General features: G+C 62.0%; 13 protein-coding genes. 9 read left to right on the top strand and 4 right to left on the bottom strand.

What is annotated here, in order from left to right; genetic code table 11:
* Positions 1–81: 81 nt before the first annotated feature.
* Entirely contained in the window at positions 82–1,251 is a 1,170-nt protein-coding gene (locus QMX97_RS12265; RefSeq protein WP_282397018.1) for an aspartate aminotransferase family protein, read from the top strand.
* A gap of 60 nt (positions 1,252–1,311) precedes the next feature.
* Here QMX97_RS12265 and punR read toward each other — a convergent pair whose 3' ends face one another.
* The gene (gene punR, locus QMX97_RS12260) at positions 1,312–2,226 is read right to left on the bottom strand and encodes a DNA-binding transcriptional activator PunR (protein WP_065901871.1); all 915 of its coding nucleotides are present in this window, start codon (positions 2,224–2,226) and stop codon (positions 1,312–1,314) included.
* Positions 2,227–2,348: 122 nt separating this feature from the next.
* Here punR and punC point away from each other — a divergent pair, with 122 nt between their 5' ends.
* Positions 2,349–3,539 (top strand): purine nucleoside transporter PunC, encoded by a 1,191-nt coding sequence (punC, locus tag QMX97_RS12255; protein ID WP_201143760.1) that lies wholly within the window; start codon positions 2,349–2,351, stop codon positions 3,537–3,539.
* 102 nt (positions 3,540–3,641) lie between these two features.
* Here punC and QMX97_RS12250 read toward each other — a convergent pair whose 3' ends face one another.
* The gene (locus QMX97_RS12250; RefSeq protein ID WP_106804793.1) at positions 3,642–4,475 is read right to left on the bottom strand and encodes a nucleoside-binding protein; all 834 of its coding nucleotides are present in this window, start codon (positions 4,473–4,475) and stop codon (positions 3,642–3,644) included.
* 158 nt (positions 4,476–4,633) lie between these two features.
* Between QMX97_RS12250 and QMX97_RS12245 the strand changes: the two genes are divergently transcribed.
* The gene (locus tag QMX97_RS12245; RefSeq protein WP_282397017.1) at positions 4,634–6,136 is read left to right on the top strand and encodes a nucleobase:cation symporter-2 family protein; all 1,503 of its coding nucleotides are present in this window, start codon (positions 4,634–4,636) and stop codon (positions 6,134–6,136) included.
* A gap of 100 nt (positions 6,137–6,236) precedes the next feature.
* Here the strand turns inward: QMX97_RS12245 and QMX97_RS12240 are convergent, their stop codons facing one another.
* Both QMX97_RS12240 and QMX97_RS12235 read right to left on the bottom strand, forming a co-directional pair.
* The gene (locus QMX97_RS12240; RefSeq protein WP_106804792.1) at positions 6,237–7,163 is read right to left on the bottom strand and encodes a proline iminopeptidase-family hydrolase; all 927 of its coding nucleotides are present in this window, start codon (positions 7,161–7,163) and stop codon (positions 6,237–6,239) included.
* 95 nt (positions 7,164–7,258) lie between these two features.
* Positions 7,259–8,023 carry a LuxR family transcriptional regulator gene (locus QMX97_RS12235; protein ID WP_065901861.1) on the bottom strand — a complete coding sequence of 255 codons (765 nt, stop codon included), beginning with the start codon at positions 8,021–8,023 and terminating at the stop codon, positions 7,259–7,261.
* Positions 8,024–8,206: 183 nt separating this feature from the next.
* On the opposite strand from QMX97_RS12235, the gene QMX97_RS12230 reads away from it, so the two are divergent.
* Genes QMX97_RS12230 through QMX97_RS12205 form a run of 6 tightly spaced genes read left to right on the top strand, consistent with a single transcriptional unit; the run spans position 8,207 to position 14,364 of the window.
* The gene (locus QMX97_RS12230; RefSeq protein WP_120447919.1) at positions 8,207–9,094 is read left to right on the top strand and encodes a proline iminopeptidase-family hydrolase; all 888 of its coding nucleotides are present in this window, start codon (positions 8,207–8,209) and stop codon (positions 9,092–9,094) included.
* A 3-nt stretch (positions 9,095–9,097) separates the two neighbouring features.
* On the top strand, positions 9,098–10,045 hold the full coding sequence (locus tag QMX97_RS12225; RefSeq protein WP_065901852.1) for an ABC transporter permease: 948 nt from the start codon (positions 9,098–9,100) through the stop codon (positions 10,043–10,045).
* A complete protein-coding gene (locus QMX97_RS12220; RefSeq protein WP_282397016.1) occupies positions 10,042–10,899 on the top strand; it encodes an ABC transporter permease in 858 nt (285 codons plus the stop codon). The genes QMX97_RS12225 and QMX97_RS12220 overlap by 4 nt, the downstream gene beginning before the upstream one ends.
* Positions 10,896–11,852 carry an ABC transporter ATP-binding protein gene (locus QMX97_RS12215; protein WP_282397015.1) on the top strand — a complete coding sequence of 319 codons (957 nt, stop codon included), beginning with the start codon at positions 10,896–10,898 and terminating at the stop codon, positions 11,850–11,852. Before QMX97_RS12220 ends, QMX97_RS12215 begins: the two co-directional genes overlap by 4 nt.
* A complete protein-coding gene (locus tag QMX97_RS12210) occupies positions 11,849–12,868 on the top strand; it encodes an ABC transporter ATP-binding protein (RefSeq protein ID WP_065901846.1) in 1,020 nt (339 codons plus the stop codon). Before QMX97_RS12215 ends, QMX97_RS12210 begins: the two co-directional genes overlap by 4 nt.
* Positions 12,850–14,364: an ABC transporter substrate-binding protein gene (locus tag QMX97_RS12205; protein ID WP_282397014.1), complete on the top strand. Its 1,515-nt coding sequence runs from the start codon at positions 12,850–12,852 to the stop codon at positions 14,362–14,364. Before QMX97_RS12210 ends, QMX97_RS12205 begins: the two co-directional genes overlap by 19 nt.
* Positions 14,365–14,461 lie beyond the last annotated feature (97 nt).

Below are 14,461 nucleotides of genomic sequence, written 5' to 3'. Positions count from 1 at the left end.
ATTGCAGAGTTGCGCAGTTTATCCAGCTCAGATGGCTAACGATACTGCAGGCATCCCAACGATGCACTGGAGCCCGCCACCATGACTGCCGCCTGCCTGATGACTACCTACCAACCCATGGCCCTGAGTTTTACCCGCGGCCTGGACACGCGCCTGTGGGACCAGCAGGGCCGCGAATACCTGGACGCGGTGGCGGGTGTGGCAGTGACCAATGTCGGGCATTCCCACCCCAGGTTGGTGGCGGCCATCAGCGAGCAGGCCGGTTTGCTCTTACACACTTCCAACCTCTACAGCATCGACTGGCAGCAACGCCTGGCCGAGCGCCTGACCCAGCTGTCGGGTCTGGATCGCGCGTTCTTCAACAACTCCGGCGCCGAAGCCAACGAGACAGCGCTGAAGCTGGCGCGGTTGCACGGGTGGAAAAAAGGCATTGAAGAGCCGCTGGTGGTGGTGATGGAGAACGCTTTTCACGGCCGTACGCTGGGGACCATGGCCGCGAGCGATGGTCCGTCGGTGCGCTTGGGTTTCCAGCGTTTACCGGGGGATTTTCTCAAGGTGGGCTTTGGGGATCTGGCGGCGCTGGAGGCCATCACCCGGACGTTTGGGGCGCGTATCGCGGCGGTCCTGCTCGAGCCGATCCAGGGCGAAAGTGGCGTACTGCCGGCTCCCGCCGGCTATCTGCAAGCCCTGCGTGATCACTGCACACGCCATGGCTGGCTGATGATGCTCGACGAAATCCAGACCGGCATCGGCCGCACTGGTGCCTGGTTTGCGTTCCAGCATGAAGGCATCGTGCCCGATGTCATGACCCTGGCCAAAGGTCTCGGCAACGGAGTGCCCATCGGCGCCTGCCTGGCCCGCACCGCAGTGGCCCAGCTGTTTACCCCGGGCAGTCACGGCAGCACGTTTGGTGGCAATCCACTGGCCTGCCGGGTGGGCTGCACTGTGCTGGACATCATCGAAGAGCAGGGGTTGCTGCAGAACGCTGCGCTTCAGGGCGAACGCTTGCTGGCGCGGTTGCGCGTGGAGTTGAGTGAACACCCGCAGGTGCTGGCAATTCGTGGGCAGGGCTTGATGATCGGGATCGAATTGGCGACCCCGTATCGCGACCTGTCGCAGCGGGCGGCCCAAGAGCATGGCCTGCTGATCAATGTCACGCGGGGCAAGGTCATTCGCCTGCTGCCGCCGCTGACGCTGGACGCCAAGGAGGTCGAGATGATCGTGCGTGCCATTAGCCGCCTATTGGATTGAAACGAGATCCGCCCTTGTAGGAACGGGCTTGTCCGCTCCTACGAGGGATCTTCATCATCCTCAGAGGTCGTTTCCGTTCAGCCACTCCTGGTTCATCGTTTCGGTATCTCCCAGGTATTCCAGCAACCAGGCCATGGCCGGCGACAGCTTGCCCTGTGCCCAGGCCACGCACGACGGGCTGGCCGGGAAGGGCCGCGACAGGTGCAGCGCCACCAATTCACCCCGTTCGATCCACGGCAGTACCTGATGGGCGGGTGCCATGCCGACGCAGAGGCCGTCGCGCAGGCAATCAATGGCGGAGGCCCAGTTGGGCACCACCAGGCGGCGTTGGTTATCCAGGGTCCAGGTGTCGCGCTTGGGCAGGTTGCGAGAAGTGTCGGTCATGCACAACGAGGCGAATGGGCGCAGTTGGTCGTCATTGAGCAACCCTTGCATGGCCGCCAATGGATGTTTCGCGCTGACCACACACAGCCAGTTCAACAAGCCCATGTCGCGAAAGGTGAAGTGGCTGGCCACCGGCACGGCGCTGGTGGCACCGATGACGATATCGGTGCGCTCATCCGCCAGGGCATCCCACACGCCGTTGTACACCTCGTACTCCAGCAGCAATTCCACTTCAGGAAACTGCCGGTAGAAGTCCAGTACCAGTTGCCGACAACGCTGGGGTTTGACGATGGAGTCCACGGCCACCTTCAGCTGGCCGCTCCAGCCATTGGCAACCTGCTGGCACAAACGCCGGGTGCCGAGCATTTTTTTCATCACGCCGCGAGCTTCGTCGATAAACAGGCGGCCGGCTGGGGTCAGCTCGACGTCACGGTGGCGCCGTACAAACAATGGAACCGCCAGCCACTCCTCAAGCTGACGCACCGTATAGCTGATGGCCGACGGCACGCGGTGCAGTTCCTGGGCAGCGGCGCTGAAGCTGCCGTGGCGCGCCACGGCATCGACCACATCCAGGGAATATTCGGACCACATGACGGTTGCCTTCAAAAATATTGATAAGAGTATCCAATTATTATCGCTTCACACAAAAACTGTCAGCCTCATAATGGGCGCCAGTCAGCAAATAGTTTGATGGCAGGATCTACAAGGCTTCAATGAAAAATTCTTTTGGTTTTACCGGGTATCTGGCGGGGCTGAGCATGCTCGGCTATCTGGCCATGGACATGTACCTGCCGGCGTTCGGCGCCATGGGCGAGCAGCTGCAGATCAGCGCAGGCGCGGTCGGCGCCAGCTTGAGTATTTTCCTCGCGGGCTTTGCGCTGGGGCAATTGTTGTGGGGGCCGTTGTCCGATCGGCTGGGGCGCAAGCCGATCCTGCTCGCGGGCCTGAGCCTGTTCGTGCTCGGCTGTGCGGGAATGTTCTGGGTCGAAACGGCGCCGCAGTTGCTGGCCTTGCGGTTTATGCAAGCGGTGGGTGTGTGTGCCGCTGCCGTCAGTTGGCAGGCGCTGGTGATCGACCGCTACCCGGCCGACAAGGCTCACCGCGTGTTTGCCAGCATCATGCCGCTGATGTCGCTGTCGCCGGCCCTGGCGCCGTTGCTGGGCGCGATGGTACTGAATCACTTGGGGTGGCAGGCCATTTTCGGCGTATTGCTGGGGGTGTCGGTGTTGTTGCTGGTGCCGACCTTGTTCCTGCGCAGCCTGCCGAAACGTCCGATAGAAGAGGGCGAACCTACGCGTCTGGGTTATGGGCAATTGCTCACGTCCCGCGTGTTTACCGGCAATGTGATGATCTTTGCCGCGTGCTCGGCCAGCTTCTTCGCCTGGTTGACCGCTTCGCCGTTCATCCTTGGGGGCATGGGCTACAGCCCGAACGATATCGGCCTGAGCTACGTGCTGCCGACCCTCGCGTTCCTGATCGGCGGCTACAGCTGCCGCAGCGCCTTGCAGCGCTTCCAGGGCAAAACGCTGTTGCCGTGGCTGCTGCTGGCTTATTGCATCAGCATGGTCGCGTTGTACCTGGTCGCGACATTCACCGTGCCGACTCTCACCACGTTGCTGATTCCATTCTGCCTGATGGCGCTGGTCAACGGTGCCAGCTACCCGATTGTGGTAGCGAATGCACTGATGCCGTTTGCGGAAAACTCCGGCAAGGCGGCGGCCCTGCAAAACACCCTGCAACTGGGCCTGTGCTTTCTCAGCAGCCTGCTGGTGTCGTCGATGATCGATGAGCCGCTGATGATCACCGTGATCGTGATGCTGGCGACCGCACCGTTGGCGGTGCTGGGTTACTGGCTGGCGCGGCCGAAAACCGTCCATTCAGCGCTGGCGCCGGATCTGGAGTGACACCCCGGTCAAGCTGTAGGCGCTGGCTTGCCTGCAATGCGGACGACTGGGTGTATCAGGTACACCGAACCGATGCGGTCGCAGGCAGGCCAGCGCCTGCCGTCAGAAGGTGATTTCCAGGTTCACCGTCGGCGTTGACGTGCGGCTGCCCCGGCCGCCGTCCACGCCGAACTTGTTATGCCAGTACTCGTAACCCACCCCGAGGTACAGGTTCGGCTTCACGCTTTTACCCGGTCGCACCGCCACCATCAGTGCAGTGCGCATCAGCGCTTCCGGGGCCGTGTCACGGCCATGGTAGTCCTCGCCTTTTTCCCCGACGTAATTGATGAACCCCTGGAATTTCGCCGCGTGGTTGGCGATCTCGAAAGGACGCATCCACGTCAGGTTGAGCATGTAGGTGTCATCGAAGGTGTGGTTGGACTCCTGCGCGCCGGGGATGCCGGTGTGATTGCGTTCCTTGTAGTACATCAGGCTCAGGTCCAGCACCCCCACGGTGTTGAATTTCAGGGTCGGGCCGATCACCAGCGCACGCTTTTTTGCCGACGCGAAGTTGTTGTTGCGGTTGGCGTCGAAGCCCAGGGTCAGTGCGTAGTCCTTGATCAGGCCAGTGCCCAGCGGCCTATCGAACACCCGTGATGCATACAACTGGTGCCGGTACACGGCGTACACCTCGCTGCCCCCGTGGTCGGTGCCCTTGCGCGGGTCGCGGCTGTCGGACAGGAACACATCCAGGTTGAGAAAATTACTGCCGTATTTGTAGCCGCTGGCATGGGTAAAGCTGTAGATGCGCTTGCTGAATTCGTCGGGGTTATTCGGGTTGGTGAACTGCTGGCCGTAGCGAAATCCTACGCTGTTGTTCATCCATTCCACCGCGACAGCCTCCCCGCCGCCGAGGAGGGTGAGTGCGACGGTTGCTCCCTGTAGGGCTTTTTTCATTGTTATCGGTCCTTGGGCGTTCTGGTTCATCACGGCCGGATTATTTTTGTAACGCCGATGGAGGGTATCTTGTTCGGCGGATTGTATACAACTCTATGGACATCCACTCCAAAGATTGCATACAGTGTCCGCACAACAAAAACAGAGAACCCCTCACCATGACTATCCCGAAGGCGTCACCGCAGCGGCCAGAAGATGAGAATCTCGGCGTCGCCGCCAACATGGCTTACGGCCTGCAGCATGTGCTCACCATGTACGGCGGCATCGTCGCGGTACCGTTGATCGTCGGCCAGGCAGCCGGGTTGTCGCCGGCAGATATCGGTCTGTTGATCGCTGCATCACTGTTTGCCGGCGGCCTCGCAACGCTGCTGCAAACCCTGGGCCTGCCGTTTTTTGGCTGTCAGTTGCCGCTGGTGCAGGGCGTGTCGTTTGCTGGCGTGGCAACCATGGTTGCGATTGTCGGCAGCGACGGCGCCGGCGGGGTGCCGGCGATTCTCGGCGCGGTGATGGCCGCGTCATTCATAGGCCTGCTGATCACCCCGGTGTTCTCGCGGATCACCCAGTTTTTCCCGCCACTGGTCACAGGCATCGTGATCACCACCATCGGCTTGACGCTGATGCCGGTGGCGGCGCGCTGGGCCATGGGCGGTAACAGCCGCGCGGCGGATTTCGGCAGCATGCCCAATATCGGCCTGGCGGCACTGACATTGGTGCTGGTGTTGTTGCTGAGCAAAATCGGCAGCGCGACTATCTCGCGCCTGTCGATCCTGCTGGCGATGGTGATCGGCACCGTGATTGCGGTGTTCCTCGGCATGGCCGACTTCTCCGGTGTTACCCAGGGGCCGATGTTCGGCTTCCCCACGCCTTTCCATTTCGGCATGCCGACGTTCCATGTGGCCGCGATCATTTCGATGTGCATCGTGGTGATGGTGACCCTGGTGGAAACCTCGGCAGATATCCTGGCGGTGGGTGAGATCATCGACACCAAGGTCGACTCCAAGCGCCTGGGCAACGGCCTGCGCGCCGACATGCTGTCGAGCATGTTTGCGCCGATCTTCGGTTCGTTCACCCAGAGCGCGTTTGCCCAGAATGTCGGCCTGGTGGCGGTCACCGGGGTAAAAAGCCGCTTTGTAGTGGCCACCGGCGGGCTGTTCCTGGTGATCCTCGGCCTGCTGCCCTTCATGGGGCGGGTGATCGCCGCGGTGCCGACTTCAGTGCTGGGCGGTGCCGGGATTGTGCTGTTCGGCACGGTGGCGGCCAGCGGCATTCGCACCCTGTCGAAGGTTGATTACCGCAACAATATGAACCTGATCATCGTCGCCACGAGCATCGGTTTCGGCATGATCCCGATTGCCGCGCCGAGTTTCTACGATCACTTCCCCACCTGGTTCGCGACCATTTTTCACTCAGGCATCAGTTCGTCGGCAATCATGGCGATCTTGCTGAACCTGGCGTTCAACCATTTCACCGCAGGCAACTCCGACCAGCAGTCGGTGTTCGTCGCGGGGACTGAGCGCAGCCTGTGTTTCCACGACGTGGCGGCCTTGCGCGAGGGGGATTACTTCAGCGGCGGCAAGTTGTTCGATGCCGAGGGCAAGGAGATTCCGATGGTGGCGGATGTGCCGAGGAAAATGACAAAGCCCGAAACCAGCGACGTTTAACCCTGTGGAAGCGGGCTTGCTCGCGAATGCGGTGGATCAGTCGAAACATAGGCCGGCTGACAGACCGCGTTCGCGTGCAAGCCCGCTCTCACATGGAGATTCAACTGGCCTTGAGCACTTGGTGCGAACACACCTCATCCAGAAACTTCACCACCGTGCCCATGCACGCCTGGCGCTCTTCCACATGGGGCATGTGGCTGGAGTCTTCAAACAGCGCCCAGCGCACATCGGCGATTTCATCCAGGAACGGCTTGACCACCAGCGGGGTGGCCTCGTCATGCCGGCCGGAAATCACCAGGGTCGGGACATTGATTGCCGACAGGCGGCCGATCGACTTCCAGTCCTTCAAACTGCCGATCACGTGGAATTCAGTCGGGCCGCTCATGGCGTGGTACACCGTGGGGTCCGAATCGACTTGGGCGAAGGTGCGCGCGACTTCTTCCGGCCATGGGTTGACCCGGCAGACGTGGTGGTCATAGAACACCCGCGAGGCGGCGAGGTATTCCGGGTCCTGATAAGTGCCGGCGGCTTCATGCTTGAGCAGGGTTTCATGCACACCTTCGGGCAACAGCTTGCGCAGGCGGTTGGCCTCGCTGACCCAGGTGCGCATGCACGTCGGTGAGTTGGCCGGGATAAACGCCCGCAGGCCCTTGGGTTGCAGGATCGCGTGTTCACTGCCGAGCATGCCGCCCCAGGACTGGCCGAGGATCGCGTAGTCGTCGCTGATCTGCAGGTGGTCCAAGAGGTTATTCAGCTCTGCGAGAAACAGGTCGACCGTCCAGAAAGAGCGGGCTTTGTCGGGCAGGTGGGTCGAGCGGCCGTTACCCAGTTGGTCGTAGTGGATGACGGCGTGGCCGCTGGCGGCGACATCCTTGAACGCGTCTACGTAGTCATGGGTGCAGCCGGGACCGCCGTGAATGACCACCAGCGGGGTGAGGCCGCTGGAGAGGTCGCCGGTGACGCGGTACCAGGTCTGGTAGGCACCAAACGCCGCATAGCCTTCGCGGATTTTTTCGATGAATTCCATTTCGTACCCTGCTCTCTTTGAAAAAGGATCAGGGACACGATAATGCGTGCGCGAAATTTAAGTAACTAGCAAAACAGCTAGGTTTTGCCCAGGGATCAATCTTCGAGCAGGCGATAATGGGTGGCACGCACCACCGCCTGCACACGGTTCTTGGCCCCCAGCTTGTGCATCGCCGAGGCCAGGTGCAGGGTAACCACGGCCAGTGAGCGGCTCAGTTGCGTGGCGATTTCGGCGGCGGTCAGGCCTTCGGCTGCCCATTTGAGGCACTCGCGCTCGCGCTTGGTCAGGTGAATATGCGGGTAAGTGCGCAGTTCCTTGCTGAACAACGGGTAGGCCGCTTCCTGCAATGCGTGGGAAATCAGGCTGAAGTCCGACAGGGTCTGCTGCGCATCCTGCAACACGGAATGTGCTGTGCCGGTCCGCAGGCCTGTGAGCGAAGCGAAGCCGCCACGGGGCAGGTGGATCGGCACGCTGACACCGCAGGTCAGTTGCTGGTCGTGCAGGTAGGACGAAACGGGGGCGTGGCAGGGGTCGATGATGGTTTGCAGGGCGGTGTCGGCCTTGGCTTCGTAGGACCACACGAACGCCGACACCGTGCGCAAGGCCAGGTGTTGCACCGGGTCGATCTGGTAAAACCCTTTGCTGCACCACAACGCATGCCAGTCGGGCGGAGTGTTGCGCAGTTCCAGCACCGAGGGGGTGATCAGTGCACCATCCTGGTCAATCGGCACCGGGGTGTAGTCATACACCAGCGCGTCGAAACCCAACTGTTGGGCGAGGATAAAAGTGTTGTCCATCTGCTCGTCCAGGCTCCTGCCCGGCATCAGACGCTGATTGAAGGCAGTTAGCTTGGCCAGCATCCGTTCTGCTCCCGAATTCATTTGAATCTCGACTTGCTGCAAGTAGAATGCCACGCCCCGGCGAAGGACAGCCAGGCCAAACCTATAAGAAATGCTAGGTTATGGACGCGCGGCATCCTCGGTAGTGTTGGCCCGACAAAAGGCCGCTACCTGCCAGGCCGACACAACACAAGGAATGTATGCATGTGGCGTGAAATTGCCCCCGACCAGCAGTACAACGTGCAAGTCGACGGCCATAACCTCGTGGCCTACAGCTTTGGCGAAGGCGATGAGGTGCTGCTGTGCCTCAATGGCGGCCCGGGCCTGCCGTGTGACTACTTGCGCGACGCCCATGGCTGGCTCAAGGAGCAAGGCCTGCGAGTGGTTGCATTCGACCAGCTTGGCACGGGCGCATCAGCCAGACCGACCGATGTTTCGCTGTGGGAAATCCGCCGTTATGTCGAAGAAGTTGAAACCGTGCGCCAAGCCCTGGGGCTGGGACGCGTGCACCTGCTCGGGCACTCCTGGGGCGGCTGGCTCGGTATCGAATACGCCATCCATTACCCCGACGCCCTGAAAAGCCTGATCCTCGAGAACACCGTCGGCGACATTCCCCACCTGTCCCAGGAACTCGAACGCCTGCGCGGCGCGCTCGGCAGCGAAACCGTGGCCATGATGCAGCGCCATGAGGCCATGGGCACCCTTGACCACCCGCAGTACCAGGCCGCGATCACCTTGCTCAACTACCGCCACGTCTGCCGCCTGGACGAGTGGCCCGAGCCGGTCAAGCGCTCCCTGGGCGACTGGAACATGGGGCCCTACGAAACCATGCAGGGGCCCAACGAATTCCTCTACATCGGCAACCTCAAGGACTGGAACCGCCTTCCTGAAATGGCCGCGTTCAAGATGCCGATCCTGATTACCACCGGCCAGCACGACGAACTCACCCCGGCCTGCGCCATGCGCATGAAAATGGCGGCCCGGCACGCCGAATTGCACGTATTCCCCAACAGCAGCCATATGCCATTTTATGAGGAGCCCCAAGCGTATTTCCCCGTGCTGCTGGACTTCCTCGCTCGCCATCGAGGTTGACGGATGAACCTGGCGCGCTACCGTTTTGTGCTGTCCCGGCCGCTGCAATTGCTGCCGGTGCTGTTTGGCATCAGCCTGATTACCTTCGTGCTGGTGCGCTCGATTCCGGGCGACCCGGCGCGCGCCTTGCTGGGGTCGCGCAGCACACCCGATGCGTTGCTGAAGATCCGCGCCCAGTACGGCCTCGACCAGCCGCTGTGGCTGCAATATTTCTACTTCCTGAAAAACCTGCTCAAGGGCGACCTCGGCCAATCGCTGCTGTACAAGGTCGACGCCTTGAAACTGATCGTCACCCGCATCGAGCCGACCCTGGTACTGGTGCTCGGCAGTGTGGTGCTGGCGCTGCTGATTGCGCTGCCGCTGGCAAGCTGGGCCGCGCGTAACAAGGGCGGTTGGGTGGATAACCTGATCCGCGTGTTTACCACCGTGGGCCTGGGCATGCCGGCGTTCTGGCTGGGCTTGATGCTGATCCTGCTGCTCAGCGTGCAATGGGGCTTGTTCCCGGTGTCCGGCTACGGGCGGACCTGGCTGGACAAGGCCCACCATATGGTTTTGCCGTGCCTGACCATCGCCCTGGCATTGTCGGCGGTGCTGGTGCGCAACCTGCGGGCGAGCATGTTGATGGAGTTGCAGGCCGACCACGTCACCGCCGCCCGAGCGCGCGGGCTATCGGAAGCGGCGGTGTTTCGCCGCCATGTGTTGCCCAACTCCCTGGTACCGGCGGTCAACCTGCTGGCGGTGAACATTGGTTGGCTGATCAGTGGTACGGTGGTGATCGAAAGCCTGTTCGCGATTCCCGGTATCGGCCAACTGCTGGTGCGCGGCATTTTCACCCGCGACTACATGGTGGTGCAGGGCGTGGCCATGGTGCTGGCGTGCGCGACGGTGCTGGTCAACTTTGTCGCGGACGTGGTGACGGTGGCCCTCGACCCACGGGTAAAAATGCAATGAGCAGCCGCCCGTTGATTGCCCTGTGGCGCTTGCGTCTGCGTTTGGGTTTGCGCAATGGCCGGCTGACGGCCGCGTGGGGGCTGCTGGTGCTGCTGCTGTGGTTTGCCCTGGCGGTGTTTGCGCCGTGGATTGCGCCGTATGACCCGATTGCGCAGAACACCGATATCAGCTTGCTCAGCCCAAGCCTGGCCCATCCATTTGGCACGGACAACTATGGCAGGGATATCCTTTCGAGGGTGATCTGGGGCGCGCGTATCGACCTGCAACTGGCGATCATCGGCGTGATCTTCCCGTTCATGATCGGCACCTTTGTCGGTGCGGTGTCCGGTTACATCGGCGGGCGCTTCGACAGCGTGTGCATGCGCGTGATCGACGTGATTCTGGCGTTCCCGTTTCTGGTGTTGATGCTGGCAATCATGGCCATCCTGGGGCCCGGCCTGAAGAGTTTCTATATCGCCATGGCATTGGTGGGCTGGGTGTCGTACGCGCGGCTGATCCGCTCGCAGATCCTGGTGCTCAAGGAAAGCGACTTCGCCCTGGCCGCCAAGAGCCTGGGCTTTGGCCATGGGCGCATTCTGTTTAGGCATTTGCTGCCCAATGCGCTGTTTGGCTCGATCGTGTTTTCCATGTCCGATGCCGTGTTGGTGCTGCTCAACGGCGCCGCCGTGAGCTACCTGGGCCTGGGGGTGCAGCCCCCGACCGCCGAGTGGGGCACGATGGTCGCCGAAGGCCAGGCGTTTATCACCACGGCCTGGTGGATCTGCACCTTTCCCGGCCTGGCCATCGTCACCCTGGCCATGGGCTTCAGCCTGCTGGCCGATGGGGTGGCGCAAGTGTTGGGGGATCGCGCATGAGCCTGTTGCAGGTGCGTGACTTGAGTGTGATCGCCAACAACGCCGGGCACGATGTGACCCTGGTGGACCGGGTGTCCTTCGACCTCGCCGAAGGTGAAGTCCTGGGCCTGGTGGGCGAGAGTGGGTCGGGCAAGACCATGGCCTGCCGTGGCCTGATGCGCCTGTTGCCGTCGCCCAGCCTGCGCGTGCAAGGCGGTGCCGTGCATCTGGTTGGTCGTGATCTGCTGCAACTCGACGATGCCGGCATGCGCGCCGTGCGGGGTGGGCAACTGGGCATGATCTTCCAGAACCCCAGCAGCCACCTCGACCCCTTGATGCGCATCGGCGCGCAGATCGCCGAGGGCGTGCGCCTGCATCAAGGCGCATCGAAAAAAGACGCGCACCGCCAAGCCATCGAGGTGTTGCGCCAGGTCGGTATTCCCGATCCCCAGGCACGGGTCGACAACTATCCCCACGAATTTTCCGGCGGCATGCGCCAGCGCGCGATGATCGCCGTGGCCTTGGGTTGCAACCCGAGAGTGCTGATCGCCGACGAGCCGACCACTGCCCTGGATGTGACGGTACAGGCGCAGATCCTGCGGCTGTTGCTCGACCTGCGCGACCAGCGCGGCCTGTCGATCATCATGATCACCCATGACCTCGGCGTGGTGGCGCAGACCTGCGATTCCATCGCGGTGATGTACGCCGGGCGCCTGTGCGAGCACGGCAGCAAATACGCGCTGCTGGCGCATCCGCAACACCCGTACACCGCCGGCCTGATCGACTGCCAGCCGGTCCACAGCAGCGGACATGCCTTGTTGCGCACCATTCCCGGCCAGCCGCCGTTGCTGGATGCGCTGCCGGCGGGCTGCCGGTTCAACCCGCGCTGTCCACAGGCCGGCGCCCTGTGTACCGAAGTGTTGCCCGAAGGTGCGCGGGTGGCGTGTCACTATCCGTTGGGAGTTCGCCCATGAGCCTGTTGCAGATCAAGGATCTGGAGGTGCGCTTTGCGGCGTCGGGCACGGGGGTGTTCGGCCTGAACAAGCAGTGGGTGAGGGCGGTGAACGGTGTGTCGCTGAACCTGGCGGCGGGCGAGACCCTGGGGCTGGTAGGTGAGTCCGGCAGCGGCAAGAGCACGCTGGGGCGGGCGATCCTGCACCTCAACCCGATCAGCGCCGGGCAGGTGTTGTTCGATGGCGTCGACATGGCCCACGGCAGTGCGATCGACATCGCCCGGCTGCGTCACGAAACCGCGATGATCTTCCAGGATCCGTATGCCGCGCTGAACCCGCGCCACACCATCGGCGAGACCATCGCCGAGGTCTTGCGGGTACAGCGCAAGGTCACGCCGGCGCGGATTCCCGACCGCGTCGCCGAGTTGCTCGAACTGGTCGGCCTGCGCCCCGAACTGGCCGGCCGTAAACCCGCCTCCCTCAGCGGTGGCCAGTGCCAGCGCGTGGGGATTGCCCGGGCGCTGGCGGTGGAACCGCGCCTGATCATCGCCGATGAATGCGTGGCGGCGCTGGACGTGTCGATCCAGGGCCAGATCATCAATCTGTTGCTGGAACTGCAACAGCGCATGAACCTGGCGATCCTGTTTATCGCCCACGACCTTGCCATCGTGCGCCGCCTGTGCGACCGCGTGGCGGTGATGTACCTGGGCAAGATTGTCGAGGAAGGCCCGGTGGAAGCGGTGTTTACCACGCCGCGTCATCCCTACACGGCGGCCTTGATCCAGGCGATTCCGGAGATCGACCCGTATCGGCCATTGCCTGCCGAGCCGTTGCCCGGCGAACCCCCGAGCCCGCTGAATTTGCCTGCGGGCTGCGCCTTTCACCCGCGTTGTCGGTATGCCCGGGCCATGTGTTCCGTGGTGTTGCCGCCGACTCATTTCCTGCACGAGCATCGGTACAGTTGCGTGCTTGAAGAACCGTTGACCCTTCCTGCCCATCATGAACAAGGAGTTATGACATGCAATCGCGCCACTTGAAGTTGCTTGCCGCCGCCACGCTGACGGCGTGGTCGCTGACCGCCGGTTTCGTCCAGGCCGCCGGCGTCCTGACCATCGGCTGCCGTGAAGACAGCACCACGTTCGACCCGATCAAAAGCGCGCAAAACCGCGACACCTGGGTGTTCGCCAACGTTTACGACACCCTGGTGCGCGTGGATAACCTGGGCACCAAGATGGAACCTGGGCTGGCAGAAAGCTGGGACATCTCCAAGGACGGCCTGACCTACACCTTCAAGCTGCGCGATGCGAAATTCTCCGATGGCTCGCCGATCACCGCCGACGACGCCGCGTTCAGCCTGCTGCGCATCCGCGACAACAAAGCCTCGCTGTGGGCAGACCCTTTCAACCTGATCAACACGGCCAAGGCGGCTGACGCGAAAACCCTGGTGGTCACGCTGAAGACCCCGGCGGTGGCGTTTCTCTCGCAACTGGCGTCGCCGACGGTGTCGATCCTGTCGGAAAAGGCCATGACCAAAATGGGCGAGGACGCCTACTCGGAGAATCCAGTGACCTCCGGTGCGTTCACCGTCGACGAGTGGCGCAAGGGTGACCGGGTGATTCTGAAAAAGAACCCGAACTTCTGGCAGGCCGGGAAGGTGAGCCTGGACGGTGTGGAATGGGTGTCGGTGACCGATGACAACACGCGCATGCGCATGGTGCAGAACAACGAACTGGACACAGCGATCTTCGTGCCGTTCTCGCGGGTGGAAGAGCTGAAGAAAGACCAGAACGTGGTGATCCACGCCGACCCGTCCACCCGTGAAGATCACCTGCTGATCAACCACGAGCACGGCCTGCTGGCCAAGCCGCAAGTGCGTCAGGCGTTGGACATGGCGATCGACAAGCAATCGCTGGTCAAGACCGCCACTTACGGTCAGGGCACCGTGGCTTATTCCTACATCCCGAAAGGCTCGCTGTACCACTACGCCAACAACCTGCAGCGCCCGTATGACCCGACCGCCGCCAGGAAACTGCTGGACGAGGCAGGGGCCAAGGACTTGAAACTCAACTACGTGGTCAACGCCGGCAACGAAGCCGACGAGCAGATTGCGGTGATCATCAAGGATCAACTGGCCAAGGTCGGCGTCACCGCCAACCTGCAGAAGGTCGACCCGACCCAAAGCTGGCAGATGCTGGTGGACGGTGACTACGATATTTCGGTGATGTACTGGACCAACGACATTCTCGACCCGGACCAGAAGACCACCTTTGTCCTGGGTCACGACACCAACCAGAACTACATGACCCGCTACAAGAACGACCAGGTCAAGGCACTGGTGGCGGCAGCGCGGATCGAGGCCGATCCGGCCAAGCGTGAGCAGATGTATATCGACCTGCAGAAACTGGCGAAACAGGATGTGAACTGGATCGACCTGTACTACAGCCCTTACATCAACATCTCACGCAAGAATGTGAGCAACTTCCTGCAAAATCCGCTGGGTCGCTTCACCCTTGAGGAAGTGGTGAAGAACTAAGTTCCAGAGAGCACTGCAATGCAAATGTGGGAGCGGGCTTGCTCGCGAAGGCGGAGTGTCAGTCAACAGAAATATCGACTGATCCACCGCTTTCGCG

This window comes from Pseudomonas sp. PS01298, assembly GCF_029959745.1.
GTDB lineage: Bacteria > Pseudomonadota > Gammaproteobacteria > Pseudomonadales > Pseudomonadaceae > Aquipseudomonas > Aquipseudomonas aylmerensis.
This window is presented reverse-complemented; position numbering and strand designations above follow the sequence as displayed.